Origin of the sequence: Roseovarius sp. M141, from assembly GCF_024355225.1 — a bacterium.
Lineage (GTDB): Bacteria > Pseudomonadota > Alphaproteobacteria > Rhodobacterales > Rhodobacteraceae > Roseovarius.
Genome location: NZ_VCNH01000008.1, coordinates 2,929,363 through 2,953,017 on the forward strand (window position 1 = coordinate 2,929,363; position 23,655 = coordinate 2,953,017).

The following is a 23,655-nucleotide window of genomic DNA, read 5'->3' on the forward strand; positions in this document are numbered from 1 at the left end:
ATGCTTGACAAGCCCACGGTAAAATCCTTTATATAATTCAATAAGTTAGAGACATTCTCCATGTCCCTTCTCTCCGCCCCATACATGCACGACGAAGCAGCCGCCTTTGCTCACGTCGAGGCGATGCTGGAGTGCCCCCATCGGGTGGTCCAGTTTGAATGTTAGTGCATGGTCGGCCTCTGGTCTATTGGCATGATACTTTTCGGCGCCGGAGGGCGGTAGCCCAGAGCGCTATGTGGCCTGACCGTGTTATAGTGGCGGCGCCATCTTTCGATCAGGATCTGGGCTTCGCGTAGCGTGTAGAAGACCTCGCCGTTGAGCAGCTCGTCCCGAAACCGGGAATTGAAACTCTCACAGTAGCCGTTCTCCCAAGGTGATCCTGGTGCGATGAAGGCCGTCTTCGCGCCAACCGCGCCAATCCAGGCGCGCACCTTCTTGGCGATGAATTCCGCGCCATTGTCGGACCTTATGTATTCCGGCGGGCCGCGCAGGATGAACAGGTCGGTCAGGGCGTCAACCACATCGGTTGAGTTGAGCTTGCGTTTGACACGGATCACCAGTGCCTCCTTCGTGAATTCATCGATGATGTTGAGCGTGCGGAAAACCCGCCCGTCGTGGGTCCGATCCTGAACAAAGTCGTAAGACCAAACATGGTTCGGGCGCTCCGGCCGCAGCCGGACGCACGATCCGTCGTTCAGCCAGAGCCGTCCCTTCTTGGGTTGCTTTTGCGGAACTTTCAGCCCCTCCCGCCGCCAGATCCGTTCGACCCTTTTATGGTTCACATGCCAGCCGCTGTTGTTTAGCATCCCGGTGATCATGCGATACCCCCCGGTGATCATGCGATACCCATAGCGTCCAAACTCTTCTGTCAGTGCGATGATGTCATCGGTCAGCCGCTCTTCGTCCGGCGGGCCACAGGGCACCTTGCGCTGTGTCGAGCGATGCTGACCCAATGTGCGGCAAACCCGGCGCTCAGATACGCTGAGGGTTTGCCGCACATGGTCAATGCACTGTCTGCGGCGGGAAGGGCTTAGAAGTTCCCCCGGGCGGCCTCGGTCAGGATCATCTTGTCCAGCGTCAGATCCGACACGGCGCGCCTCAGCCGGGTATTCTCACCGGAACCGAGATTTGCGGACTGCACCGGCACGATCTTTTCTTGGAGGTTATCCGGAATATGCTGTCGGACACGCCTCTCTCGTGTCGCAAACTCGCCGCGCGTCTCGGACTTACAAAAGATACGATATGGCGGTGGCGGATGATTATTCTGGAATCACTTGCAGAGGCTTGCGACAAGGATTTTAGCGGCGTTGTGGAGGTCGATGAGACCTATCAGCGAGAAAGCCGGAAAGGCTCTCGTGAGTGGGCAAATCACGCGGCTAACTCCAACCAGTATCCCGCTCCACCTCGGCCGCCGTGGTATGTTTATCGCAGCGGACGGATCAAGATGGCGCGCGGCCTCTCGCAGTGGCAGATCCCCTTGCTGACTGTGATGGATCGGGGCGGCAGGCGTCTCTTCGCACCGATCGCAAACCGCCGAAACCGGACAATCGAAATCGCCCTGGCACCGATCATTCCAGATGATGCGGTGCTATGTAGCGATGGCTTGAGACCATATCGCTCTTTCTGCAAAAAGCACAGCCTCACACACTACGAGGTCTCGAACAAACTTGGGAAACGGGTTGTCGCCGGCGCGTTCCACATCCAGAACGTCAATGCGTTGCACGCGCGATACGATGCTTTCATTCGACCGTTCTGCGGACCAGCGACGAAATATCTCTACCGCTATCTGCGCTGGTTCCTCCTTCGCGCCAAAATCAAGCCCGAAGCCGCCTTTCAGAGCATCCTCGCAGCAACCTGATCAGGAGATCTGAACATTCCCAACACGATATAGCGACACATCCTAAAAAAATGCACCGGCCCGCAGATTTTTCCTTCGTGCCGGAGCAAAACGACCAATGTTCTCGTTACCAGCGCCACACACCAGCCATTGAAACGGCCAGGAGGAGACCTACGGACAAAGAACCCTTCCCGCCATGCACGGACATGACGCCGATGAATCAGGCAAACCACCGTTCTCGCATGCAAAAAGGGAGACCACCATGCAAAACACCACCATCGTCATCGACACCGAGCAGGTCCGCTATGATGCGGTCGCCGAAACGCAAAAGCACCTCCGCCAGCACGGAGCAAGCTTGTGCGATCTTCTCGACGCGCTCGACGATCCCGCAGGGTTCGAGGCCTTCTGCGCGCTTCACGCGATGCTTGCGGCACCGTTTCCGGATGCCGATACAGTCAAGGTCGCGCTGCGCGATATCCGGCGCATCATCGCCGCGCAATCGGCGTCGTCGCTCGAGCGGATTTCGCGCGAGCGCAACCTCTACGCAGCGGAAGCCGCGCATTGGCATGGTGCGCGGTTGAGCGATCTGATCGCGCGGTTTCGACATGTCGGATAGGCGCATGTCGCCCTGCGCATGGGAAGCGCAAGGGCTGGATGAGGATCCGCATTCTGCACATCTGACGCAGGACATCTGCGATGTGACTGCCTGGCTTTGTGTGAAATATCATGTCCCGTCGATCCGGCTCTGGCTGTACCGACATCGATGGCAGCGGGGTCGACAGATTACGGGTGTTCATGCGCTTGCTTGTCACGAAAAACCTCTCCGCATCCTTTCCGGTGCCGAGGCGGCATTCCTCGCGATTGGCTACGAGCTTCGGGATACCGGCGGGGAAATCCTCGTCCATCCCCTTTTCGAAGCCGATCTCTCCCAGCACCAAGTTTTGCGGGCCTACGCCCGGATTGAGGCTGCCTTGCGACTGTCTCGTCTCTCGTAAATCCATCAGAAACCAATGAAAGGGCGGCGCGAGCCGCCCTTTTTTTGTTCGATCATCACTCACCGACGACTCTCAACACATTCGCCGGGCGTAACCGTATCAGTTCACGTCCTTGTCGATCTTGTCCTGATCGTAAACCCAGCGACAGCACGATAAACCTGTGACGTGCCCTGGCGCTGCCTCGTCAATCTATCCGAAAAATTCCATTGAAACGTTTTGGTCTGACGTCTTCGGGACCCATATCCCGTGGGACAGAGTCGAACCTTCGTTCGCACTCAATCGACTGAAATATCGGCGGAATCGGGCGTTACCGCCCGATTGACCCTTTTTGCTTGCAAAATAGACACTTTAGCCCGGCCAGTGGCTAATAATTGGTAGTCAGAACATAATACTGTCGATGCGGGCATAGTTATGCCAGGCTTATCTCAACCGCCAAATTTAACAATTAAATTTCAGGAACTTAACTGCACCCCGAAATGGCGAACCTGAAAACGGCGGTCGCCATTGCCATGTGGTCGGGCCAAGTTTTGCCACCGAATGCAGGGGGTCCTCGTTCATATCGCACAAAAAAGGCCGCCCCGAAGGGCGGCCTGCGTATCGTCATGGAAAGTAGTTTTTAGAGATCTCCTCGGCGGAACACTTTCGCTTTCAGAATATGCCGATTCATAATCGGTTCGATGCCTAACTTGGTGAGCTTCACCCCAACAGACTTCGTGCTGGTGCCTGCATCATCCGCCAGTTCCTGAAGAGTGACATACTCTTCGCAAAACCTTTCCACCTCGTCTCTGGCATAGCAAAAACGGATTGTGCCTCGCGCGTTGGATACTTCGATACCTTGGAGGAAAGGCTGACCTGTTGGAGAAAAATTCGTGCGGAGATGTTCGATTGCTGTTGAAGGAATTCCAATGATTTTTGCCGCATCTTTCGGAGACAGGCCTTGCTCTGAAATCACTTCTTGCGCGGCAGGCCGGATCTCCTCCGGGCGGACGAAAACCGAGCGGAACCGCAATTCTTCACAGCCGGTTTCGACAGTGGCGAGCCGTCCGTCCAAAACAAGCCGAACGATGTCTGCAACGGGCACCCGAGCAACTTCCGATGCCTCGATGGTATTTACCATGCCTGCGCTCGGCTCCTGCACAGGCTTGCCGGCAGCACGAAAGCGAACCAGAAAATCATCAAGGTCATCGTTGGCGACATTCGTCATCACTCCAGACTTGATGGACGGATCGTTTGACAGCTTCTTCAGGATCCCAGTTCTGACCATCATTTGCGCCTGTGTTCGGTTGCAGTTCAGGTAACCTGGAATCGATTTCGTCGGCGTGGAGTTATTGATCCTGTGGGCAAGCGCTTCACCTTCAACAGCATCAAAAGTCCGCCTGATTTCGATCTGCTCCGGATCTCCCTCCGCGATCACCCCTGCTTGGACCAGCGCCCTGTTCAGCGTCTTTTGGTGGATACCGCTAACTTTGGACAGGCTCGCCACGTTATGGCGCTTCCGATGTGCTACCTTGCCATCCAACAATTCCGAGCCGGGCTCAACAGGCAAGTGCTCGATGATAAAGTCCCGAACAACATCCTTGAGGGGGCCTGCATCCCGATTTGAATTGTTAGACCGCAACGAAATATAGATTTCGCCCAAAGCAGTACGCACGCCACCGAAACGGTTTTCCTTCGTGGCATCCTGCACGATTTCGTCCAGGATGCTGTAAATTCCGTCCAGCCCCTGAGATGCCGCCTCAAAGCCAGCGGCCTCCGCCTCGTTCAACTTCTGGATCGTCATACTGCTAATGCTTGCGAAAGCTCCATGGATCCGATGAAGACCCAACCGCTGACAAGTCTTTGCGGCCTGATCGACATCCTGGGCATCCAACCAACAGGGACCTGATTTTCCGGACAGCCGATCAACGACATAGCTCTGCAGCCCCGACACTGAAGCTTCGTCAGCGGCCTTAATCTGCGCAGCAAGGTCCTGATCAGATGGCGCGACTATATTCATATCCTGAAATCGCCCGGGATATCCGGCGCTTTTGCGCTGAGTGAGGAAAATGCCATGGCGCGGACACACACGGACAGGCGCGAACATCCAGGACAAGCGCCCTACCCTCTCGCCATTTGGCTCCTCGGTTCTATCATCAAGCAAACACGCCGGGCAGTATGTGGTATGATTGCGCGTCATAAACTTGGTGCCAAAGGTTTCACCTTTGTAGGTCAACATATGATCCCCAGCATACTGTGGCCCACAGGCCATTATCTGAGCACTCGGAACGCCGGTCAGATTTGACAGGCGATCCACCTTTGGAATGTTCAGGCCCATTACATCTGCTTGTGAAATCTCGACCATTTTGAGAAAGTCCGCACAGGTCATGCCCGTGTGGAACCGGGCGACGCGGGCACACCAAGAAACGGTTGTTTCATCAGTATATGGGGGCAAGACTGGAAGCATGGGCATATCTTCAAACCCTCTCCAGCTTTTTCTTTTGCCGCTTTGTGCGCGCCTCGTCGTATTCTTCGGCACCCGTATCAAGATGTATCGATAGCCAATGGTCACTGAGAAAGACGTTGGCGCTTGGATCGCATCCTTCCTGCATCGCCCAAGCTTCGGAGAAGTGATCGACCGTCAGGGTCTTATCGCCCTCCCAAAGTGCACATTCTATAGCGTTGATGATCGTATCAATACCACGGCCGAATCGGTGACGGCTTGCAGTTATCAGGCGAGCCATGACATCGGTATCAACGCGCGCCTTGATGGCGGCTTCATTGCAATAGTATTCGACCAGAGAGATCAGACCAGCTTCGTCCACTCCATGTTGGAGGTTGGACGGCATGATTTTCGTGAAGCGCCGGGAGACCTGAGGATCGAATGCAGCGACCTCTCCCAACCGCCGGGTCCCACTTAAGACCGGGATGACAGCATTATCGCCCTGCATGAGCGATTTGATCATGCGCAGCGAATTTTCGGTTTCATTGGCCGACCGCGCCATGATGAGGTCCTGCGCCTCATCTAGCCAGAGAACACGGATCCCAGCGACCCTCAGCCTCTGTCTGACAGTCGCCCAGATCTCCCCCTCTGTAGTTTTGGGAGACAGACCTTCCAAGCCAAGGGCGGCGAGAATGGCAAACCCAACGCTTTTCAGCGTCGCGGGGCTCGGTACCTGAATTTCAAGATAGCGAGGCTCGCCAGTCTCAGGGTTTTGCGCCAGAAACTCCGCTTCTTTAAGAACCGTGCGGACGGCAGTTGTCTTGCCTCCCCCGGGTTCCTCGATAAGAATAACACCACGGGTTTCCTGCCCTGCTGTGTAGCGACAGGGCACTGACGTCAGTTGTCCCTCGCTATTGACTTCGAACAAGCGATAGAGGTGCTTCTTGAGCTGGTGGTCGCGTTCAGTGGGCATGTGGATTTGACGCAGTTTTTGAATTTGCGCTGCTGCATTGGTTGAAACGTTCATGACTATGCTCCCGAAAATTGCGTTGCGATTGATGCGATGGTACGCATTGCGAGAATTTCATTTGCCATTCTGAGGTCCTCCGAACGGATGTTTTGCAAAAAGCCGGCGCCAGCACGTCGGCGGGTAACCGGTTCGTTTTCGGAATGTGCTTTCATTGTTCTCACGCCGGAAACGGCTTGACGCCACGTCATTCTGCTTTCTGTCGTCGAGTGCGCCAAGGTGCTGGCACAGTCACGGTCCAATTGAAGAGTATCGCAATTCATTCAGTCGCTTGCGGACTTCCCGCCTCCAACTTCAGGGTGCGGTCAATATTTGGACGATTGCGATTATTTCTGAGTCCCGCAGCAGCCAAGCACCTGTCTTCCGACTTCAACGAGAAGATTGGCCATTTTTCCGTGAGGCGAAGTAAAAACTGGATGGCCGGGCGATTTTTTTCTCACAGCAAGCATGCCGGCGAGAAGACTCGGCCTGTCTGTTGCCTTCGCGAACAATCCGGAAATTGCGACCAAAGGCATGAGTACGGCTCGCATCACCACCTACGAAGGTTGGTGAAGAGCAATTTTTGGGCTTTGAAAGAGCTACAGTGGCTATAGACTCAAGATGACATTAGATTTCCGGATCGCCTTCCATGATGGAGCGGCTTTCATCTCATTCCGACTGTATCATCATCGGGCCAGCGAGGATCAGGGCGATCAAATCGGCCTGCCGGTTAGTGCCGGTTTTCTGGAACAGGTTGCGCATGTGGAATGAGATCGTCGTCTGCGACACGCCTAGCTCCGCTGCGACATCAGCCGCACGAGTGCTGTGGGCGAGCGCTCCGGCAACCCGCGCTTCAGTCGGAGTCAGGCCAAACAGGTCCATCAGGAGCGTATCTGGAACGCGTTTCCGCTGGTCCGGAGCAGAAAGAAACAGCGCGACATGAGGTTGATCCGGTGGCGCGCCTCCTGCCACGGCCAGTGAGCAGAAAAGCACCGGGACGGATCTGGCATCCTGGGGTCGGTGCAGCATCACGCCGACGACAGTCTCGTTTCCGGCCTTCGCAGTGTCTAGCGTCTCACGCAGGGCGCGTTGCAATTCTCGATCACACAGTGGATCGGGGGAGCTCAACACGTCAGGCCCCGTCTGGATGAAGTCCGGGTCGGCGCTCATTTCATGAGCGGCGCGATTGATATGAACCGGCCTCCCGCGCCCGTCAAGCAAGACAACTCCGAGCGAGATGAGGTCGAGGGCGGCTTCGACCCCGCCGCTTACATCGCCACCGGACAATCCCGGCAGCGCTTGGCGCAGCGTTTTCATCTCGCCCTCATGGCGGCTTCGGATACGGTCAACCTGGCGCAGTCGGGCCGCAATGGTGGCCAGCATCAGGTCGTAATCAACAGGTTTGACCAGATAATCGTCAGCCCCCTGCCGTTTGCCCTCGATGACCTCGCGGGGATCCGACAAGGCGGTCAGAAAGACGAATGGCGTGGCGCTCAGTTCAGGGCGCTCGGCGCGCAACCGGCGCAAGACATCATATCCGTCCAGACCGGGCATGGTTATATCACAGAGCAACAAATCGGGCGCGGTTCCGGCCAATAGGCCCAGTGCCGTCTGACCGTCTTTTGCGGCCAAGGTGCGATACCCGGCTTCCTGCAATTCTTCGACGAGATCGCGCCGCAGCGCCTCTTCGTCCTCGATCACCATGATCAGGGCGGAACCGGCGTCTCGCATCATGTCTGGCCTACTTTGCATCGAGGCAGCGTCACGCGAAAAGTCACGCCGTCGTCATCGGGTAGCAAGGTGACGTCACCGCCTTGCATGCGTGCCAGGGTGCGCGCCATGAACAACCCGATGCCGGTGCCTGTGACGCCCACGCTGTTCGATCCGCGGTGATTGCGCTCGAACAGAAGCTCGCGATCTTCCGGAGGAATGGGGTTAGCAGAATTGTGAACATCACAAAAAAGGCTTTCGCCGTCGCCGTGCAGGGTTAGGGATACAGCGGTTTCAGGGGCGGCGTATTTGTCGGCGTTGGACAACAGGTTTTCCAGAATTTGTTCGGCAAGGGCCGGATCGCAGAACACGGTGGCCTGTCCGGGGTTGGCTTGTGTGATCTCGATTGGCCGGTCCGGCGCCGCGTCGCGCTGGCGGTTGCAGACGGAATGTATGATCTCGTTTAAATCGCACTCCTCCCGGCGGGCGCCGATCTGACCCGCATCCAGTCGCGCGGCATCCAGCGTGCTGTCCACCAGCCGCGTGAGGCCGGCGATAGCATTGCGAGCGCGGCCAGCGCGTTCAGCAACTTCAAAGGAATCGGCGCGTGGGCCGCGCCGGATCAGGCGTTGCAGCGCTGAATCCGCAACCGCCAGTGGCGTGCGGAATTGATGCGACACCATCGCTGCAAAGTTGCGGTAAAGGTCGGCCGCCGATCGTTCACGCCGGAGTGCGCTATCCAGATCACGCGTGCGCTCGGCAACCAATTCTTCCAGACGGTCGCGGTCCTCGGCGTCCTTTTGCTGAGCTGCGTGGCGGTCGGATGCGTCGTGCATGAACAGGATCGCACCAAGGATCGCACCGTCGTTGCGCATTGGAAAAAACCTCAGATCGACATGGAGCGGCGTGTCATACTCCCTGGAAAACAGGGGCTGAAGCGTCAACCGCGAGGTCTCTCCGGCAAGGGCGCGCGCTACGCCGTCCCGCACCGGCGCGATGTCGAAGAACCCAGCGACGTCGGACAGATGCCGTCCAATGGCCTGCTCTGCCGTCTGGTTCATCATCTCTGCCATCGCATCGTTCCACAACGAGCAATTTGCATCTCTGTCCACCGCCAAGATACCTTCCCCACTGGACGAGATCAGCAGGCCAGAAAAATCCCGCTCTCGCCGCAACAAGTGATTGCGCGCGCGCGACTGCCGCAGCGCAATGACAAGCGTGACCGTCAGGATGCCGCCCGCGACCATGATCCCGATTAGCGACAGAATGTTCTGGTGTAGCTGGTTGCGGTAGGCCTCAAGCCGCCCGCCGAGTTCGTCCCATTCCGCGATCATCGACGCGTTTGCCGCCCGACCCAGCACTGCCGTAAAGGGTGCCAGCGCGGCGCGCAGTCGCGGGCCATCGCCGGACGTGAAATCGTCGATCATCGGCGCAATCGCGACAAGGGCGTCGGTCAGCCGGTCCAGATCTCTGCCAAATCCAATTTCCTCGACGAAACGGCGCTGTGGCCCGTCATTCAGTAAGGAGATCCGGCCGGATAAGATGTCGAACCAGAGTGCAAGATCTCCCTGTCCGGCTTCTCCCATTTCAGCCAGCGCAACCAAGTTGGTCAGGCGCAAGGCAGCTACGTCGCTTTGATGGAACACCCAGAGCATGTTCTGTTCCGCGCTGACACGCATAGCGTTCTGGACGGCGAACATGCGCACAAGCGAAGACGATAGCAGAACCGCGAACACGAGGACGGTGACCAGAGGCAGGATCAACCAAAGGCGGCGGAGCTGTCTCATCGCACGTCGAGGCGGCGCAACTGCCAAACCCAACGATAATCATATCGGATGTCCTGCAATGCTTCGTGATCGTTGCGGGGATATACGATCCAGAGTGGCCCTTTATCCTCACGCACCAGCTCCTTGCCATCCATGGTAGTAGCGAGGATCACGTCATACTCGTAGAAATCGCTCATGGGGATGTCCACAGCATATTCATTCAGAGCAGTTGCCATCACCTGATCGCCCTCGGCATTCAAGCTATCCAAAAGATCCCGCATCAGAACGCCCGAGAAGGCGTGGACGCCGTCGGTTACAACAGTCGAGGTGTTGATCGTGACAGACGGGAGGGTTTGCAACGTAGCGCGGTCCAGTGCGGCGGGCCCATCCGCTATCTGGCCGGTTACCTCAAGGATCACATCACCTTGATCCGCCACGGCCGCTCCGCTCATCAGCATCAAACCACTCAGAGCCACTTGCGCCTGCCTCAGCATGTCCATTCTCCCCAATTGATCCGGTAGCAGTTCACCAGCACGCGCTCATTTGTGCAAACAGCTTACGTAGGGAAATCTTTGGCCGCCCCCTCTGAACGAACGGGGCGGATTGCGGTCAGGTCATGTGAACATGCCACCCAAGTCCGCAAATGACGCGAGCGGCATCGGACGGTCGGAGAGAGCGAATGCAGCCATTAAAGAAGTCAACTCTCTATTTTTGCACCCTCGGGCTGGTCGCTCTGTCCAGCTGTGGCACGCCTGAATACCGGGCCGAGCGCAAGCATTGCGAGGCGGAATGGCTGCTTAAGATCCCGCCGGTCTACCGCCAGGAGGCCGTCACGAAATACCGCAGCGAAGAGCGCCCGACAGGCCGATCGACCTGCACGACCTCGGGAACGGTCACGCATTGCCAGCAGGTCATGGAGACTGTGTCGATCCCTTATACCGAGATTGAGACTGTCGACATCAAGGCGCGGCAGCGCAATCCGCAAATCGACTCCTGCGCCGCACGGGCCTGCGCGGCGAGGTATGGCAACAGCAAATGTGAGTCGTGATGTGTGGCGAATACGCCGGCAGGACCGGCACCGGAATTTCAAAGAGTGATTTTCAAGAAGGACTTTTTCATGTGGGATTTTAGCATAGGCGGTGCGCTGGGGATAATGGTGCGAACCTTGCCCTTCATCCTTTTGCGCATCGCCGTCTATTTCGGTATCACGCTGGGCTACATCCTGGTCACCGGCGTCGGGGCCGGTGTCGGCTGGGGGGTCGGTGGCTTCGGCGACGAGGGATTTCGCGCCAGCAGCACGATGTGGGGCGGCTTTGCAGGCTTCGGCATTTTCGGCGCGATCATGTATTGGGCGCGCGAATACATCCTCTATATCGTCAAGGCCGGTCATATCGCGGTGCTGATCGAGTTGATCGACGGCAAGCCGATGCCCGAGGGGCGGAGCCAGATCCACCATGCGACAGCAGTGGTCAAGGAACGATTTGCAGAGGCCAGCGTCCTTTTCGCCATCGACCAGCTGATCAAGGGCGTCGTCCGGGCCATCACCGGACTGGTGCGCGGTATCCTGACCATCCTACCGATCCCCGGTGTGCAACAACTGGGCGGTATCCTCGCCGCATTCCTGAAGGTCGCGGTCGGCTTCATCGACGAGGTCATCCTCGCCTATGCGATCCGCACCCGGTCTGAAAACGCCTGGATGTCGGCCAAGGAGGCGCTGGTGCTTTACGGGCAGAACTACAAGGTGATGCTAAAAAATGCCGCTTGGCTGGCGATCATTGTCTATGGCCTCAGCTTTCTTGTCTTCATCGTCATGCTCGCCCCCGCGGCTCTGGTCGTCTACCTCATGCCCGGCGCATGGGCGGCGGGCGGCGTCGTCTTTGCCCTGCTGTTTGCCTGGAGCGTCAAGGCCGCGCTGCTGGAGCCTTTCGCCATCGCTTGCATGATGCAGGTCTATTTCAAGACGATTGAGGGCCAGGAGCCCAACCGCGAATGGGACGCCAAGCTGGAACAGATGTCAGCCAAGTTCCGCAAGCTGAAAGAGCGGGCGAATGGTGCAGGCCAGCCTGCGACAGCGGATGAGCCCCGCGCGCGTCCAGCATAGCGCGGCCCCCCTCCCCCGACAGAAGAAAGGAGATTACGATATGAAATCAACTACACTCTGCATTGTCTTGGTCATGGGCGGCATGGCGGGCACCGCCGCCGCTGAATGCACCGAGCAAGACGGTTATGTTTTTGTTTTCAGTCAGTGCCAACAGCAGGAAGCGACAGGTAGTCTGGATCTTTGTCAGCACGCACCGGGCCATGACCCGAAATTCATGTACTTCGTATCGAACGTCGTGCCCGATAAGGCGGCAGACCGATCGTCACTGGGCAGTCTTTTCTACCATGTGATCGGCGCACAGCATGACGTCGCTCTGAACGGCACGTCGTCGAGGTGCTTTGACACGCCTGCGCTGGCGCGCACGCATCGCGCGCAAACGATCGAGCGCTACCGCGAAAATTTTGAAAACGTGGTGGTCAAGGACGTGACTTTGGTTCGCGATTAAGCGGTCAGTCGTTCGCTCAATCGACAGCACGCAATCTTTGTGGAGGAGGTTTTTCCATGCCGATATTATACAGGTGCGTCATGGTCCTTGCCGTCCTGCTATTGCCCTCCTCCGGCGCGCTGGCGCAGATGGATGGGCATGGACCGGATGCCTGGCAGGTCACGGGGGTTGCTGCGAATGATGTGCTGAATGCCCGGACCGGGCCCGGAGCCGACTATCTGGTGATCGGTGCCTTCGCGCCTGATGCAACCGGTTTGCAGATGGTCACATGCGTTCCGTTCCTGCCCCGCCAAAAATACTGGGAGCTGACCGACAGCCAGCGCAGCGCCCTTCCCTCCCGGTGGTGCCTGATGCAAAGCGCGGATCGCCGCGCCCAAGGCTGGGTCGCAGCGCGGTTTTTAGCCGAGGACACGTCGGCAGCTTACCAGCCTGCTGGCGACCCGCTGATCGCAGAAGCAGTGTCGCTGGTGCGCCAAGTCTATGACCTGCACCAAAGCGCCAGAAGTCAAAGCGCGATCGGGCCGCTGCATCCGTCCGAGGCAAGGAATTACTTTTTCCAAGATGCCGTCGTGCGTCTAAAGCGCGGCGGCTTAGGCGCAGACCCCCTTTTCGATGCGCAGGACACCGACATCACCGAGCTGGAAGTGGTCCCGGCACCGCAGCGCGCGATGCACCGCGGCATGATCACCGTGCACGCCAATTTCCGCAATTTCGGCCACCCGGACAGCGCGGTGTTTCGTCTGCGCATCGACACATCGCTTACCGATCCTGAGCTACGCATCATGCGGATTGAACACGAAGGCTGGGAATTTCCCTGACTGGACTTCGGTCCGAAACGATCCACCGGAGGAGATATGACCGAATACATTGAACGTAGCCCGATTGAGGCCGGCTTTAGCGAGGTGTTCCGGACTCGCGTCGCGCCCCGCCTGAGTGAGCTGGAAGCGCAGCGACAGGCCATTCTGGCCGTGGCCAAAAGGCATGCCGCGATGGCGCTGGCGGGCGGGGCGGCGCTCGGGCTGTTGTTCGTGCTCTTCGGGGCCGGAGCGAACGGCCTGGCCGGGCTGTTGGTCGGCTTCGGCGTGCCGCTTGCCTTCGGCGCCGTCGCCGCCTTTCTTCTGTGGAAGCGGCAGGCGGACAGATGGAGCGGCGCGGCCGCGCAGACCGTGATGCCCGTTGTCTGCGATTTCCTGGGGGATCTGAGCTATGACCGCGACGCACACAAGGGATTTCCGCTGGAGCGCATGCAGAAGCTGGGCGTGATCCGGTCCTTTACGCGGTCGTGGATCGGCGACCGGCTCGAGGGGACTTACCGCGACACGGCATTCGAAGTTGTCGAGGCTAAGCTCTTCAGTGATAAGAGCCAAAGCAGCTCAAACGCGGATAACGATACAAGCGATCGTTCCAGCAAGACGCTGTTCAAGGGTTTGCTTCTGCGCATTGGTGTCCCGGACCCGATTCCAACGCGCATCCTGATCGCGCGCGATTTCGGCATGGGCAACAAGCTGACCGAGATGTTTGGCGGCACTTCCGGGCGCGGCATGCCCAAGGTCGAAACCGGCCATGCTGAATTCGAGCGACATTTTGAGGCCTATTCCGCCGACCCTCAAGTTGCACGTGACGTGCTGGCGCCTGAGTTTCTGGCCGGCCTCGTGCGATTAGCCAAGAAAGAGGGCGGCCGCCGCGGCGCCGAGGGATTGGAGGCGGGATTTCACGACGACTCTTTCTTCATGGCTCTCAAGCGCGATGCGGATTTCATCAAATTAAGCCGCCTGACTACGCCGGCGGACAAGATCGAGGAGGATCTTCACGGCGTGTTCGAAGATATTGCCACGGCCCGCCGCATCATCGACCGCCTGCACGGCGATCATCCTGAACCCTAAGCGAAGGAGGAAAAGAACATGGCTATTCGAGCACGTCGCGACAGATCCGGCCCGAAACTGGACGAAATGCAAACGGTACCTTTGCAAGGAACGCGCAAGAGCAGCGTCGCCTGGCTGTTCGCCCTGATGGCCATTACGGGCATGGCCGATCCCGCCAAAGGAGGGGCTCCGCCTTGCGAGGGCACCTACGAGTACTTCTTTGGTAAAAGCTTCGTCAACGTCGCGCCGGGGAATGCCCTGCCGGATGCCGGGCGTATCGCGCAGGCGTACAACAATCGCGAGGGCTGGGTTGGTCAGACCATTCGCAAACCGCAAAGCGAAGGCCTGTTCGAGATGGAAGTCAATCAATGCGGGCGCGAGTTCGTCATCAGCCAGGGCGGCAAGAGTATGCTCTTCGTGCAATCGGCGAATGATGACACAACATATGTGGCGCAGGACATCGGAATCGAGAGCGGTTCACTGACGATGCGCGTCATCGGCCACAAGGTTTTTGTCGGCAAGCTCGAGGGTGTGTCGGAGGGCTTCAAATACACCTTTCCTGTTGCGATGGAACCGCGCGACACCGTGATGCCCAACATGGACGCATGCAGTGACAGCGAGGAGGCGGAAGCGCCCGACTTCGCTCAAGAAAACACCGCAACGCGCGGCTTTCTTGCTGCGCGTGGCATGACCCCGCCCGCGGAGTACGCGCCGGGCGACTATTTTCGCGCTCTTGAGACGGAGCGCGACCTCGCCGGCACCGCCCGCGACGGATCCACCCGGCACATCCGGTTCCGGATGGGCCGCAGCAACGCAATCCTGCCCGAAATCGGGATGCGCGAGATCTGCCAGGCCGGGCCAGGCAAGCTCGACCCGCCGCGCCGGTTTCTCAATTTCAAGATATTCCGGGTGGAAAAGCCTGACGGTTACTTGGTCTTTGCTCAGGAAATCGACATCGAAACGGGTAAGATACTTGGGCAGGCTGAGGGCGAGAGCATAGGTCGCGAAGCGGCGGCTTTGCAGGCCGCGATGACAGATGCCGCCACGGCGCTCGAAGCGAGCGGAACCGTCATAGGCCCCCTAAGTGACGGCATCGTACCTTGACAGCTTGCTAAGCAGTAAGGCTCGATATCGGCAACAAGGCGCACCGCATACGGATCATCACACGCGAAGGAAGTGAATATGAAACATAACCTCTTCAACGCGGCGACACTGTCGCTTGTCGGCACTCTGGCCTATTCCACGGCCGCGTATGCCGCCGATGAAAACGTGATGATCGTTTTTGATGGCTCGAACTCGATGTGGGGCCAGATCGACGGTACTGCCAAGATCGAGATTGCACGCGATGTGATGGAAAATCTACTGGGCGAATGGACCGCCGACCGCAATGTTGGGCTCATGGCCTATGGTCATCGCCGCCGGGGTGACTGCACCGACATCGAAACACTTGTCACGCCGGCGCAGGATACCCGCGCGGGTATCCTCGAACGGATTGGCGCGATCACTCCGACCGGCAAGACGCCCCTGACAAGCGCCGTTGAGCGAGCCGCGACCGAAATGTCCTACACAGATATGCCCGCGACCGTGATCCTGATCTCGGACGGGCTGGAGAGCTGCGAGCGCGACCCTTGCGCGCTAGCCGATGCGCTGGAAAAAGGCGGCGTCGGCTTTACCGCGCATGTCGTCGGCTTCGGTCTTGGCGATGCGGATGCGAGTGCGCTGTCCTGCCTCGCGGACAGGACCGGTGGTCAGTATCTATCGGCTGGCAATGCCGACGAGCTTGGCAAGGCCTTTGCGAGCGTGAGCGAGGCTGTGTCCACTCCGGAACCTTCGGCTGAACCTCTGCCCGAACCAGAGCCTGAATATGACGTCACGCTGGACGGCCCCGCTACGGCCCTTGCCGGGGACAAGTTCCGCGTCAGCTGGACCGGAACGGTCGCGCCGCAGGACTTCATCACCATCGTCCCGATGGGCGCCGAGGAGGGCAGCGCCGATAATTATATCCGGGTCAGCGATGACAGTGAGAATGACCTGCAGGCACCAGGTGAAACCGGCCTTTACGAGCTGCGCTACGTGCTGAACGAGGGCCGCCGCACCTTGGCGTCAAAGCCCATCGAGATCACCGAGCCGGAGGTCACGCTAGACGCCCCAGAAACGGCCCTTGCCGGGGACAAGATCCACGTCAGCTGGACCGGAACGGTGGATGCGCAGGACTTCATTACCATCGTGCCGATGGGGTCTGAAGAGGGCAGCGCCGAGAATTATATCCGGGTCAGCGACAACAGTGAGAACGACCTGCAGGCACCCGGCGAGACCGGCCTTTACGAGCTGCGCTACGTGCTGAACGAGGGCCGCCGCACCCTGACGTCAAAGCCCATCGAGATCACCGAGCCGGAGGTCACGCTAGACGCCCCAGAAACGGCCCTTGCCGGGGACAAGATTCGCGTCAGCTGGACCGGAACGGTGGACGCGCAGGACTTCATCACCATCGTGCCGATGGGCGCTGATGAGGGCAGCGCCGAGAATTACATACGGGTCGGGGACGACAGCGAGAATGACCTGCAGGCGCCCGGCCAGACCGGCCTTTACGAGCTGCGCTACGTACTGAACGAGGGCCGCCGCACGCTGGCCTCAACGCCCATCGAGATCACCGAGCCGAAGGTCACGCTAGACGCCCCGGAAACGGCCCTTGCCGGGGACAAGATTCGCGTCAGCTGGACCGGAACGGTGGACGCGCAGGACTTCATCACCATCGTGCCGATGGGCGCTGATGAGGGCAGCGCCGAGAATTACGTTCGGGTCGGGGACGACAACGAGAGTGACTTGCAGGCGCCCGGCCAGACCGGCCTTTACGAGCTGCGCTACGTCCTGAACGAGGGTCGCCGCACGTTGGCGTCAAATCCCATCGAAATCACCGAGCCGGAGGTCACGCTGAGCGGCCCCGATCAGATCAGGGCCGAGGACACGATCGGCGTTGCGTGGACCGGCGCCGTCCACGGCCAGGACTACGTCACGATCGTTCCAATCGGCACGCCGGATGAAAAATCCGGTCCCTATGTCAGGGTCGGCGAGGATACCGATGCCAAGCTGGCTGCCCCCGCCGAGACGGGCTTCTACGAGCTGCGTTATGTGCTGAACGAGGGCCGCCGCGTGCTTGCGCGGCACGCCATCGAGGTGCTTGCCGCGGATGCCGCGCTCCAAAGCGGCGCTAGCCTGAGCGCGCCCGAGACTGCCGCCGCCGGCGAGACCATCAGCGTCGGTTGGACGGTTCAGAATGCCAGCGGCGATCAACGCATCTCGATCGCGCGGGCAAATCAGGCGATCTTCACCTGGATCACCGCCATCAGGATCGACGGCGCGCCGCCGCTTTCCATCACCCTTCCGGACGCGCCGGGCACGTATGAGCTGCGTTTCCTGGACATTCCCGGCCAGTCAGTCCTGGCCCGCCGGATCATACGGGTAGAGTGATTACAGCAAAGGCGCTCTCGAGATACGCTTAACGCTGAGCCTTGATGCTGCTCAAAAAAAATTCATGGAACGCCGGTTTACTTTCATCACCGGTAAATAAACGAGCTTTGACATTGGTTTCAGATTCGCGTCTTGTCTAAGTTAAAAGCCACTTCAGATTTCGAATTTGCGCAGGCCTGACCCAATACAGGCCACCTGAGCCAAGTGGGAGAGCTTTTTGACGTGAGCACCGAAACTGAACTTTGCATCATAGGTGCAGGGCTTTCGGGCTTGGCGCTGGCAAGCGCGGTAAGAGCCCAAGGGCGCGAGGTAACAGTGCTGGAGGCCCGCGACAGGCCAGGTGGCCGAATGTTGTCGCAAAATGGCTATGATCTTGGGCCATCATGGATCTGGCCGCATAATCACCGCATGCTGGCGCTTCTTTCTCGTCTCGGAATAGACAGCTTTCCACAATACGCGACCGGGCGTCTGGTTTTTGAGGATGCGAGGGGCATGATCCGCCGCGATCTCGAATTTGCCACCATGAGCGGTGCGCTGCGTGTGGCGGGCGGGCTTACGAGTGTCAGCGACGCATTGGCGGAAGAGATCGGAGATAGCCTGTTCTTATCGCGCCCGGTGGAAAGTGTGGCTGAAGATGCGACAGGAGTAACTGTCTCAACAGCAGGTCAGACAATACGGTCTGCGCGAGTCGTGCTCGCCTTGCCGCCACGGTTGGCTACCAGGCTGGGCATTTCTGTCCCGGAGGTGCCCACATGGATGGCGGGGCAGACCAAGCTGGTTGCAACTTATGCGACCCCCTTCTGGCGGGACCAAGGGCTGAATGGGGACGCGATTTCGCACTGCGGGCCGCTGGCCGAGATACACGATGCTTCGCCTGATGGGGCTAGCGTGGGGGCGCTTTTTGGTTTTGCTTATCCCGGCGCCGGGCGCCTTCCGGAGTTCCGCGACGCAGCCGTTGACCAACTGGTGCGGTTATTCGGCCCAAGGGCGGCTACACCCGATGAAGTAATATTCAAGGATTGGAGTATGGATCTAAACACTGCTGTCGCTGCTGACCAGACACCGTCCGGTGGCCATCACATGTATCGTGCGGTCCCGTCGACTGACCGCTTGATCTTCGCTGGGACCGAAGCCGCCCCAGATAATGGCGGTTTTCTCGAAGGCGCATTGGCCGCGGCGGGGGCCGCACACCTCAGCCTTGATACTGTCGCAGCGTGATCTCGAGTCATTAGGAGCCATTGACCGCTCTTTGTGCCTCAGGTGGACATGCGAGCGTAGTTTGTTTCGGCCCAAATGTATGTGTCGGCTGCTGTTCGCAATCGAGAATTTTGCACGATTTCGGAAATCGCTCATATGTATCCGGCCTGTTGATCGGCTCGCGGGCCGTGGCCTTGATGGGGTTACGCACGCGCCGTGGTCTCATTACCGGCAAGGTCCATGATGACCATTTGGGCCGTCAGACTCTGGGGGCGTATTTTCTCCGTTCCATGCTGTTCTCTCTATCGCGAACTCCTTTGTGACCGTGGAAGGCGTCAGATCGCTTCCATGGCCGCGTCTTTTGGCGCGTCGAACCGGGTGCCGTGCCGCAGTAGGCTCCAGGCGGTTCGGGCGAGCTTGTTGGCAAGCGCGATGGCCGCCTTGTTTCGGGGCATGCGTGCCACCGCTTCGGTCAGCCACGGGCCGAAACTGAAGTCGGCCCATCGGTGTGGCCGCATCATGATCACTTTCGCCGCTTGCACGAACAACATCCTCAAATAGCGGCTGCCGCGTTTGGTGATCCGGCCGAGAATGGTGCGACCGCCGGTGCTGAAGCCTCCACTCCCACGATGCAGCGTGGTAGCCCTTCGAAGGTGGCGTTCAGGGCCAAGCGTTTGATCTGCTTGCGCATGACCAGCTGGCCAGACCGGTCGAACCCGACCAAGTGAAACGTATCCTTGCCGATGTCGATCCCAACGACGGCAAGGTCTCCAATGCTTCCTGTCTTCTTTGCACACATGGCTGCTTCTCCTTGTTGCGCGGTTGATCCCGGTTCAGGATAACCCAACGGTGGGGAAGCAGCCGACACATTCCATTAGCGGTCATCTATGATCGCCAACAGCGCTGCAGCGCAGCTTCACCAGACCGGTCATTCGTCCGTCGTGCAGCATCTCGGGTGGCGAGTGGCAGCAATGCGGGACTTTGCTGCCGTTCGAGTTTTGGCTGTTAAGGTCCGCTTTATGCGGTTTGCGACAGCCGTCATTCGTCCTTGGGGCTATCCGAGATTTTCACGGTTTCGATTGCGCGGCCAAGTTCACCCGAAAGCAGAGGCTTTGACAGCATCGCCAGCGGACGGATTGCCGCCCTCTCCTCGTCGGTCACCTGGTGCATGCTCCCGCTCACGATGATGGACGGAATATCCATCTCCGCACGAAGCACGAACGCCGCATCCTGCCCACGGCTCCCATCAGCAAGCTGAAGATCGACGATTGCAAGATCAGGAACCGACTTTAGGGCCATCTCGATCGCCTTCGTCGCGGTCGCGGCAATGCCGACGACGTCATGTCCCATTTCTTCGAGCTGCCCTTCCAGATCAAGCGCGATAAAAATGTTGTCTTCAATTACTAGCACTTTCAGAGCGGCGGCTCCCTCACTCGGGAAAATAAATGCGTGTCCGCCAGCCATTCTTGCCCTCTACTTCGATTGTCCCGCCCAATTGCGACGCCATCCCCTTAATCAAGCGCTGTCCGAGACCCGACGATGGTGACTTGATCTCTAAACGATCAGTAGACGAGCTTGTTCCGTCATCTGCGACCTCGAGAACGATCGTGTCGCCGCCGCTACGCCGTAGGCTGATGGTGACAGCGCCTTCGTCTTCGTTCCCGAAGGCGTGCTTGAATGAGTTGGTCACCAGCTCATTCACCGCCAGGGACAGTGTGATGGCCTTGTCGGTTGGAAGCCGGATCGGTTCCACGTCGAGCGCGATTTTCACGCCCCGGCCTTCACTCGAAAGCGAAGCGTCAAGGTGCTCTTTCAACCTTTCCATATATCTGTCGATCTGAACCGAACTGACGTCTTCGTCCTCGTAGAGCGAGGCATGGATCGCCGCTACGGCGTTCACGCGCGTCGTAGCGGCCTTGAGCGACGCGCGAGCCGCCGCGTCCTCGGTCGCGGATGCTTCCAGGTTAAGGATGCTCGTCACCATCTGGAGCGAGTTCTTCACCCGGTGGTTAACCTCTGCGATCAGGAGGTCACGCGCGCCGACCGCCTCGCGCAGGCTCTCTTCGCGTTCGCGGATCGATGTCGCGTCAAGCACGATGCCGACGATCCTGACATGCTGCGTATCCGGATCTCGAACAGATTCGCCGTGCCCAATGGCCCATCGCACGGTTCCGTCGGGGTGCATTATCCGGTAGTCGAGATGCAGGTCCGACCCAATGGTGCGACCGGCGCGCTCAATCTCGGCTATGGTCGCCCCATGGTCATCGGGATGGATGCGGTCAAAGAACTCCTGCGCCGTTGTGACAGTCTCTCCTGGTTCAAAGCCGAACAGGGCATCCAATTGCGGCGAGCGGGTCAGCCTCCCGGAAGCCGGGTCGAACTCGAAGTAGCTGAGCTCCGCACCGCGCATTGCAGCCCTTCGCTTCGCAGCGTCAGCGCGCTCCCCCAGAATGCTCCGCGTGACGTCTTCGGCTGTATGGATCACGTGGGTCACCCGTTCCGGCTCGGATGCGTCGGCGAAGACGGGTGAGTTCAGGATGCGCCAATATCTTGTGCCGTAGCGACCGTCGGCTTCCTGGACATCGTGCTGTCGCAACGGCATTTCCTGTGCCTCGCCAGTCGCGACAACTGCGTCTGTCGAGGCCTGCAATTCCGCCTCGGCGTCCGAGTTCGGATCATCTGGATTAGCTGGGAATGCCTCGAAAACCCGGTTCCCGATTAGTTCTTCGGGCTGGCGGCCCAGCATGGCGCAATAACGTTGGTTCGCCGCGACGATCCGGAGGTCCGGCGTGAACACCATCTGCGCCGTCGGCGCTGCGTCGAAAAAAATGCCCAGATCGATACCGCTGACTTCATCCATTCTAGTGCCCTCCGGCAGCACGATTTAGCGAGAGCTCAGCACAAATATGCAAGCTTCAGCGTGATGTTGGAAAAACGGATACCAAACAGACTCTTGGGTGAGCAAGACGCATTCTTAGGGCTGCTATATAGCTTTTCGGTTGTCAGTAGCCCTCAAAGAGGAGCACTGGTCTTGCTGCGACAAGTTCCAAAGGCCGGTTCAAGGGGTGTCAGCTGAGGTGGCTAATTGGCAGCTGAGGCATGCTCGCGGCTCGGTTGATGTCGGCTTCACATCTCGACCCGCCAGTACGCTCGTATTGTCCGAGAATGGGTGACGTCCATTGGCTTGGAGGCCAGCGCCTATGGCACGCACTCGATGCGGCGCACCAAGGTGACGCAGATCTATAAGAAGACCGGCAACCTGCGGGCGGTGCAGCTCCTCCTTGGCCACACGAAGATGGACAGTACGGTGCGTTACCTCGGCGTGGAGCTCGAAGATGCGCTGGCTATCGCCGAAGCTATCGAAATCTAAATGCCTGGGCCGTCTTCGGAGACGGCCGAAGCGGACATTCCAATCCTTGCTTGGATGCCGCGGTGCGGCCCAACATAGCGGACATGTGAAGATTATCGGGCCTACCGCCAACCCCGCCTTGCACAAGCCGCACAGAAGTACAATATACGTTAAAAGCTGGGGGGATAGACCATGGATCAGGTAGTAGGTTCAATTGCGGAATTGTTCCGGACTTACTTCTTTGACGCAGCCTCTCTCTTAATTGCTTCTGCCGCACTCATCTATGCCGCCCTCGCCCATCGTATCTCCAAGAAAGCCCAGGCCACAGCGCAAGAGTACGAGGTGGTCGCGTTGAAGATGACGGCTCAAGAAAAACGCATGCGAGCAAAACGTAGTTTTCTGACGCTGAAATCGGCCTGCCAAGAGATACGCAGCCGGTGGAGCGTTCATCATGATCGTCATTACCCTATCATGGGAAGCCAAGAGTTCCGTAGGAATGACACGCTTCACATCGCACAGCTAGAAAGTGAAGGATGCGAGCTACTAAAGCGGCTTGAACTGGATCTGCCCGATAGTGAAGCTTTGAATGCGGGCGCTCTCGCTGAGTACATTCAGCGCGCAGATGAAACTGCATTGAGAATTGAGCAGCTGGCGCTTCATCTATTGCCTCCGAAACCCCTGGTTGCTTAAACGGTCACCAGCGATCAAAAGCATCGTTCCGATAGGTCAAAGGTCGACCATGCACTAACAACCAGACTGGACCACTTAACGGAGGCAGACCGTGATTCACATATCTTTTAATGTAAGCTCTCTTTTGGTTGGCACGGAAAGATACCGGCTAATTACCGATACAGAGGGTGAGTTAACGATTTTCTCAAGCGGGAAGTTGGTATTTTCTCACGATGGGATTCTCTTAGTTGAATTTGCACGTTGTTTGAGTGCGTGGGTTGCGGCAGAGCGTCAAAGGTCTGGTCAAGAATTTTTCTATAGCTCTATGGACTTTGAAGAAGAGCCGGTACTGGCATTTAAACATGGAGAAGCCGGGGGTTTAATAATTGTATCAGCGCTTGTAGAGGTTCCACGAGATATTACCCTTATGTCTAGTGATCTAATTAGGGCGTCAAAAAATTTCCTACATGAATTATATGATTACTTATCATCTGCTGGCATCAATCCTGATAATTATGACACATTCGCGCGATATTGAGGCGCATCTTGAATTTCCTTAATTATTAATATCATGTCGCTCTTACCTGCCTAACTCGAAATCATTGCTGACCACCACTGAAGTTTCAATTTCTAAAAAATTCAAAAATATAAAGACCAATAAAAGAGTTGGATATTCTATCCCTATGGAACCTTGGATTTTCAATTTTTCGGATCAGCGCCAAGCGATAATAAGGCCCCTCAACGTCCGCTTTAAACGCCTTGATTCATGGTGGGCCGACTGCAGCGAAAGACAGCTTCCCGCCCATTCTGTGGAAAAACTCTGCCACGCAA

20 protein-coding genes and 3 pseudogenes are annotated in these 23,655 nt (G+C 58.1%); 14 read left to right on the forward strand and 9 right to left on the reverse strand.

All coding sequences use genetic code 11. From position 1 onward, the window contains the following. Window positions 1-161: 161 nt before the first annotated feature. A pseudogene (locus FGD77_RS18105) lies at window positions 162-1,114 on the reverse strand (IS3 family transposase); the annotation flags it as partial. 42 nt (window positions 1,115-1,156) lie between these two features. Here FGD77_RS18105 and FGD77_RS18110 point away from each other — a divergent pair. The 3 genes from FGD77_RS18110 to FGD77_RS18120 all read left to right on the forward strand — a co-directional run bounded on the left by FGD77_RS18110 (window position 1,157) and on the right by FGD77_RS18120 (window position 2,832). Beyond that, window positions 1,157-1,858 carry an IS1595 family transposase gene (locus FGD77_RS18110; protein ID WP_255011992.1) on the forward strand — a complete coding sequence of 234 codons (702 nt, stop codon included), beginning with the start codon at window positions 1,157-1,159 and terminating at the stop codon, window positions 1,856-1,858. Between the two features lie 241 nt (window positions 1,859-2,099). Then, a complete protein-coding gene (locus tag FGD77_RS18115) occupies window positions 2,100-2,453 on the forward strand; it encodes a hypothetical protein (RefSeq protein WP_255011995.1) in 354 nt (117 codons plus the stop codon). A 4-nt stretch (window positions 2,454-2,457) separates the two neighbouring features. Then, complete coding sequence (locus FGD77_RS18120; protein ID WP_255011997.1) at window positions 2,458-2,832, forward strand: hypothetical protein; 375 nt, start codon at window positions 2,458-2,460, stop codon at window positions 2,830-2,832. 616 nt (window positions 2,833-3,448) lie between these two features. Here FGD77_RS18120 and FGD77_RS18125 read toward each other — a convergent pair. The 5 genes from FGD77_RS18125 to FGD77_RS18145 all read right to left on the reverse strand — a co-directional run bounded on the left by FGD77_RS18125 (window position 3,449) and on the right by FGD77_RS18145 (window position 10,227). After that, a complete protein-coding gene (locus FGD77_RS18125) occupies window positions 3,449-5,281 on the reverse strand; it encodes a TniQ family protein (protein ID WP_369682738.1) in 1,833 nt (610 codons plus the stop codon). A 4-nt stretch (window positions 5,282-5,285) separates the two neighbouring features. Beyond that, complete coding sequence (locus tag FGD77_RS18130) at window positions 5,286-6,278, reverse strand: TniB family NTP-binding protein (protein ID WP_255012030.1); 993 nt, start codon at window positions 6,276-6,278, stop codon at window positions 5,286-5,288. 648 nt (window positions 6,279-6,926) lie between these two features. Then, window positions 6,927-7,991 (reverse strand): response regulator, encoded by a 1,065-nt coding sequence (locus FGD77_RS18135; RefSeq protein ID WP_255012032.1) that lies wholly within the window; start codon window positions 7,989-7,991, stop codon window positions 6,927-6,929. Further along, a complete protein-coding gene (locus FGD77_RS18140) occupies window positions 7,988-9,754 on the reverse strand; it encodes an ATP-binding protein (RefSeq protein WP_255012053.1) in 1,767 nt (588 codons plus the stop codon). The genes FGD77_RS18135 and FGD77_RS18140 overlap by 4 nt, the downstream gene beginning before the upstream one ends. Continuing rightward, window positions 9,751-10,227, reverse strand: coding sequence for a molybdopterin-dependent oxidoreductase (locus FGD77_RS18145; protein ID WP_255012055.1), 477 nt, complete (start codon window positions 10,225-10,227; stop codon window positions 9,751-9,753). The genes FGD77_RS18140 and FGD77_RS18145 overlap by 4 nt, the downstream gene beginning before the upstream one ends. A gap of 185 nt (window positions 10,228-10,412) precedes the next feature. Here FGD77_RS18145 and FGD77_RS18150 point away from each other — a divergent pair, with 185 nt between their 5' ends. From FGD77_RS18150 to FGD77_RS18185, 8 genes are all read left to right on the forward strand, one after another. After that, window positions 10,413-10,781 (forward strand): hypothetical protein, encoded by a 369-nt coding sequence (locus tag FGD77_RS18150; RefSeq protein ID WP_255012057.1) that lies wholly within the window; start codon window positions 10,413-10,415, stop codon window positions 10,779-10,781. 69 nt (window positions 10,782-10,850) lie between these two features. After that, window positions 10,851-11,834, forward strand: a complete 984-nt coding sequence (locus FGD77_RS18155; RefSeq protein WP_255012059.1) for a hypothetical protein — start codon at window positions 10,851-10,853, stop codon at window positions 11,832-11,834. A gap of 40 nt (window positions 11,835-11,874) precedes the next feature. Continuing rightward, window positions 11,875-12,279, forward strand: coding sequence for a hypothetical protein (locus tag FGD77_RS18160; RefSeq protein WP_255012072.1), 405 nt, complete (start codon window positions 11,875-11,877; stop codon window positions 12,277-12,279). Between the two features lie 56 nt (window positions 12,280-12,335). Next, window positions 12,336-13,097: a hypothetical protein gene (locus FGD77_RS18165; RefSeq protein WP_255012075.1), complete on the forward strand. Its 762-nt coding sequence runs from the start codon at window positions 12,336-12,338 to the stop codon at window positions 13,095-13,097. A gap of 36 nt (window positions 13,098-13,133) precedes the next feature. After that, complete coding sequence (locus tag FGD77_RS18170) at window positions 13,134-14,162, forward strand: DUF3137 domain-containing protein (protein ID WP_255012077.1); 1,029 nt, start codon at window positions 13,134-13,136, stop codon at window positions 14,160-14,162. A gap of 18 nt (window positions 14,163-14,180) precedes the next feature. Next, window positions 14,181-15,245, forward strand: a complete 1,065-nt coding sequence (locus FGD77_RS18175) for a hypothetical protein (RefSeq protein ID WP_255012079.1) — start codon at window positions 14,181-14,183, stop codon at window positions 15,243-15,245. A 78-nt stretch (window positions 15,246-15,323) separates the two neighbouring features. Then, window positions 15,324-17,609 carry a VWA domain-containing protein gene (locus FGD77_RS18180; RefSeq protein WP_255012081.1) on the forward strand — a complete coding sequence of 762 codons (2,286 nt, stop codon included), beginning with the start codon at window positions 15,324-15,326 and terminating at the stop codon, window positions 17,607-17,609. A gap of 204 nt (window positions 17,610-17,813) precedes the next feature. Further along, window positions 17,814-18,827, forward strand: coding sequence for a flavin monoamine oxidase family protein (locus FGD77_RS18185; RefSeq protein WP_369682739.1), 1,014 nt, complete (start codon window positions 17,814-17,816; stop codon window positions 18,825-18,827). Between the two features lie 314 nt (window positions 18,828-19,141). Here FGD77_RS18185 and FGD77_RS18190 read toward each other — a convergent pair. The 3 genes and pseudogenes from FGD77_RS18190 to FGD77_RS18200 all read right to left on the reverse strand — a co-directional run bounded on the left by FGD77_RS18190 (window position 19,142) and on the right by FGD77_RS18200 (window position 21,666). Further along, window positions 19,142-19,605, reverse strand: a pseudogene (locus FGD77_RS18190) (transposase). 239 nt (window positions 19,606-19,844) lie between these two features. Beyond that, window positions 19,845-20,270, reverse strand: coding sequence for a response regulator (locus FGD77_RS18195; RefSeq protein ID WP_191287630.1), 426 nt, complete (start codon window positions 20,268-20,270; stop codon window positions 19,845-19,847). After that, window positions 20,236-21,666 (reverse strand): sensor histidine kinase, encoded by a 1,431-nt coding sequence (locus FGD77_RS18200; protein WP_191287631.1) that lies wholly within the window; start codon window positions 21,664-21,666, stop codon window positions 20,236-20,238. Before FGD77_RS18200 ends, FGD77_RS18195 begins: the two co-directional genes overlap by 35 nt. A 261-nt stretch (window positions 21,667-21,927) precedes the next feature. Here FGD77_RS18200 and FGD77_RS18205 point away from each other — a divergent pair. The 3 genes and pseudogenes from FGD77_RS18205 to FGD77_RS18215 form a co-directional block, all read left to right on the forward strand. Continuing rightward, window positions 21,928-22,176: pseudogene (locus tag FGD77_RS18205) on the forward strand (tyrosine-type recombinase/integrase); the annotation flags it as partial. A gap of 171 nt (window positions 22,177-22,347) precedes the next feature. After that, complete coding sequence (locus tag FGD77_RS18210) at window positions 22,348-22,845, forward strand: hypothetical protein (protein ID WP_255012149.1); 498 nt, start codon at window positions 22,348-22,350, stop codon at window positions 22,843-22,845. Window positions 22,846-22,936: 91 nt separating this feature from the next. After that, window positions 22,937-23,362, forward strand: coding sequence for a hypothetical protein (locus FGD77_RS18215; protein ID WP_255012156.1), 426 nt, complete (start codon window positions 22,937-22,939; stop codon window positions 23,360-23,362). Window positions 23,363-23,655 lie beyond the last annotated feature (293 nt).

Excerpts from the sequence above, each read along its gene's own strand:
- FGD77_RS18115 (WP_255011995.1), top strand. The coding sequence starts at position 2,100 with ATGCAAAACACCACCATCGTCATCGACACCGAGCAGGTCCGCTATGAT.
- FGD77_RS18120 (WP_255011997.1), top strand. The coding sequence starts at position 2,458 with ATGTCGCCCTGCGCATGGGAAGCGCAAGGGCTGGATGAGGATCCGCAT.
- FGD77_RS18125 (WP_369682738.1), bottom strand. The coding sequence starts at position 5,281 with ATGCCCATGCTTCCAGTCTTGCCCCCATATACTGATGAAACAACCGTT.
- FGD77_RS18130 (WP_255012030.1), bottom strand. The coding sequence starts at position 6,278 with ATGAACGTTTCAACCAATGCAGCAGCGCAAATTCAAAAACTGCGTCAA.
- FGD77_RS18135 (WP_255012032.1), bottom strand. The coding sequence starts at position 7,991 with ATGATGCGAGACGCCGGTTCCGCCCTGATCATGGTGATCGAGGACGAA.
- FGD77_RS18140 (WP_255012053.1), bottom strand. The coding sequence starts at position 9,754 with ATGAGACAGCTCCGCCGCCTTTGGTTGATCCTGCCTCTGGTCACCGTC.
- FGD77_RS18145 (WP_255012055.1), bottom strand. The coding sequence starts at position 10,227 with ATGCTGAGGCAGGCGCAAGTGGCTCTGAGTGGTTTGATGCTGATGAGC.
- FGD77_RS18150 (WP_255012057.1), top strand. The coding sequence starts at position 10,413 with ATGCAGCCATTAAAGAAGTCAACTCTCTATTTTTGCACCCTCGGGCTG.
- FGD77_RS18155 (WP_255012059.1), top strand. The coding sequence starts at position 10,851 with ATGTGGGATTTTAGCATAGGCGGTGCGCTGGGGATAATGGTGCGAACC.
- FGD77_RS18160 (WP_255012072.1), top strand. The coding sequence starts at position 11,875 with ATGAAATCAACTACACTCTGCATTGTCTTGGTCATGGGCGGCATGGCG.
- FGD77_RS18165 (WP_255012075.1), top strand. The coding sequence starts at position 12,336 with ATGCCGATATTATACAGGTGCGTCATGGTCCTTGCCGTCCTGCTATTG.
- FGD77_RS18170 (WP_255012077.1), top strand. The coding sequence starts at position 13,134 with ATGACCGAATACATTGAACGTAGCCCGATTGAGGCCGGCTTTAGCGAG.
- FGD77_RS18175 (WP_255012079.1), top strand. The coding sequence starts at position 14,181 with ATGGCTATTCGAGCACGTCGCGACAGATCCGGCCCGAAACTGGACGAA.
- FGD77_RS18180 (WP_255012081.1), top strand. The coding sequence starts at position 15,324 with ATGAAACATAACCTCTTCAACGCGGCGACACTGTCGCTTGTCGGCACT.
- FGD77_RS18195 (WP_191287630.1), bottom strand. The coding sequence starts at position 20,270 with ATGGCTGGCGGACACGCATTTATTTTCCCGAGTGAGGGAGCCGCCGCT.
- FGD77_RS18200 (WP_191287631.1), bottom strand. The coding sequence starts at position 21,666 with ATGGATGAAGTCAGCGGTATCGATCTGGGCATTTTTTTCGACGCAGCG.
- FGD77_RS18210 (WP_255012149.1), top strand. The coding sequence starts at position 22,348 with ATGGATCAGGTAGTAGGTTCAATTGCGGAATTGTTCCGGACTTACTTC.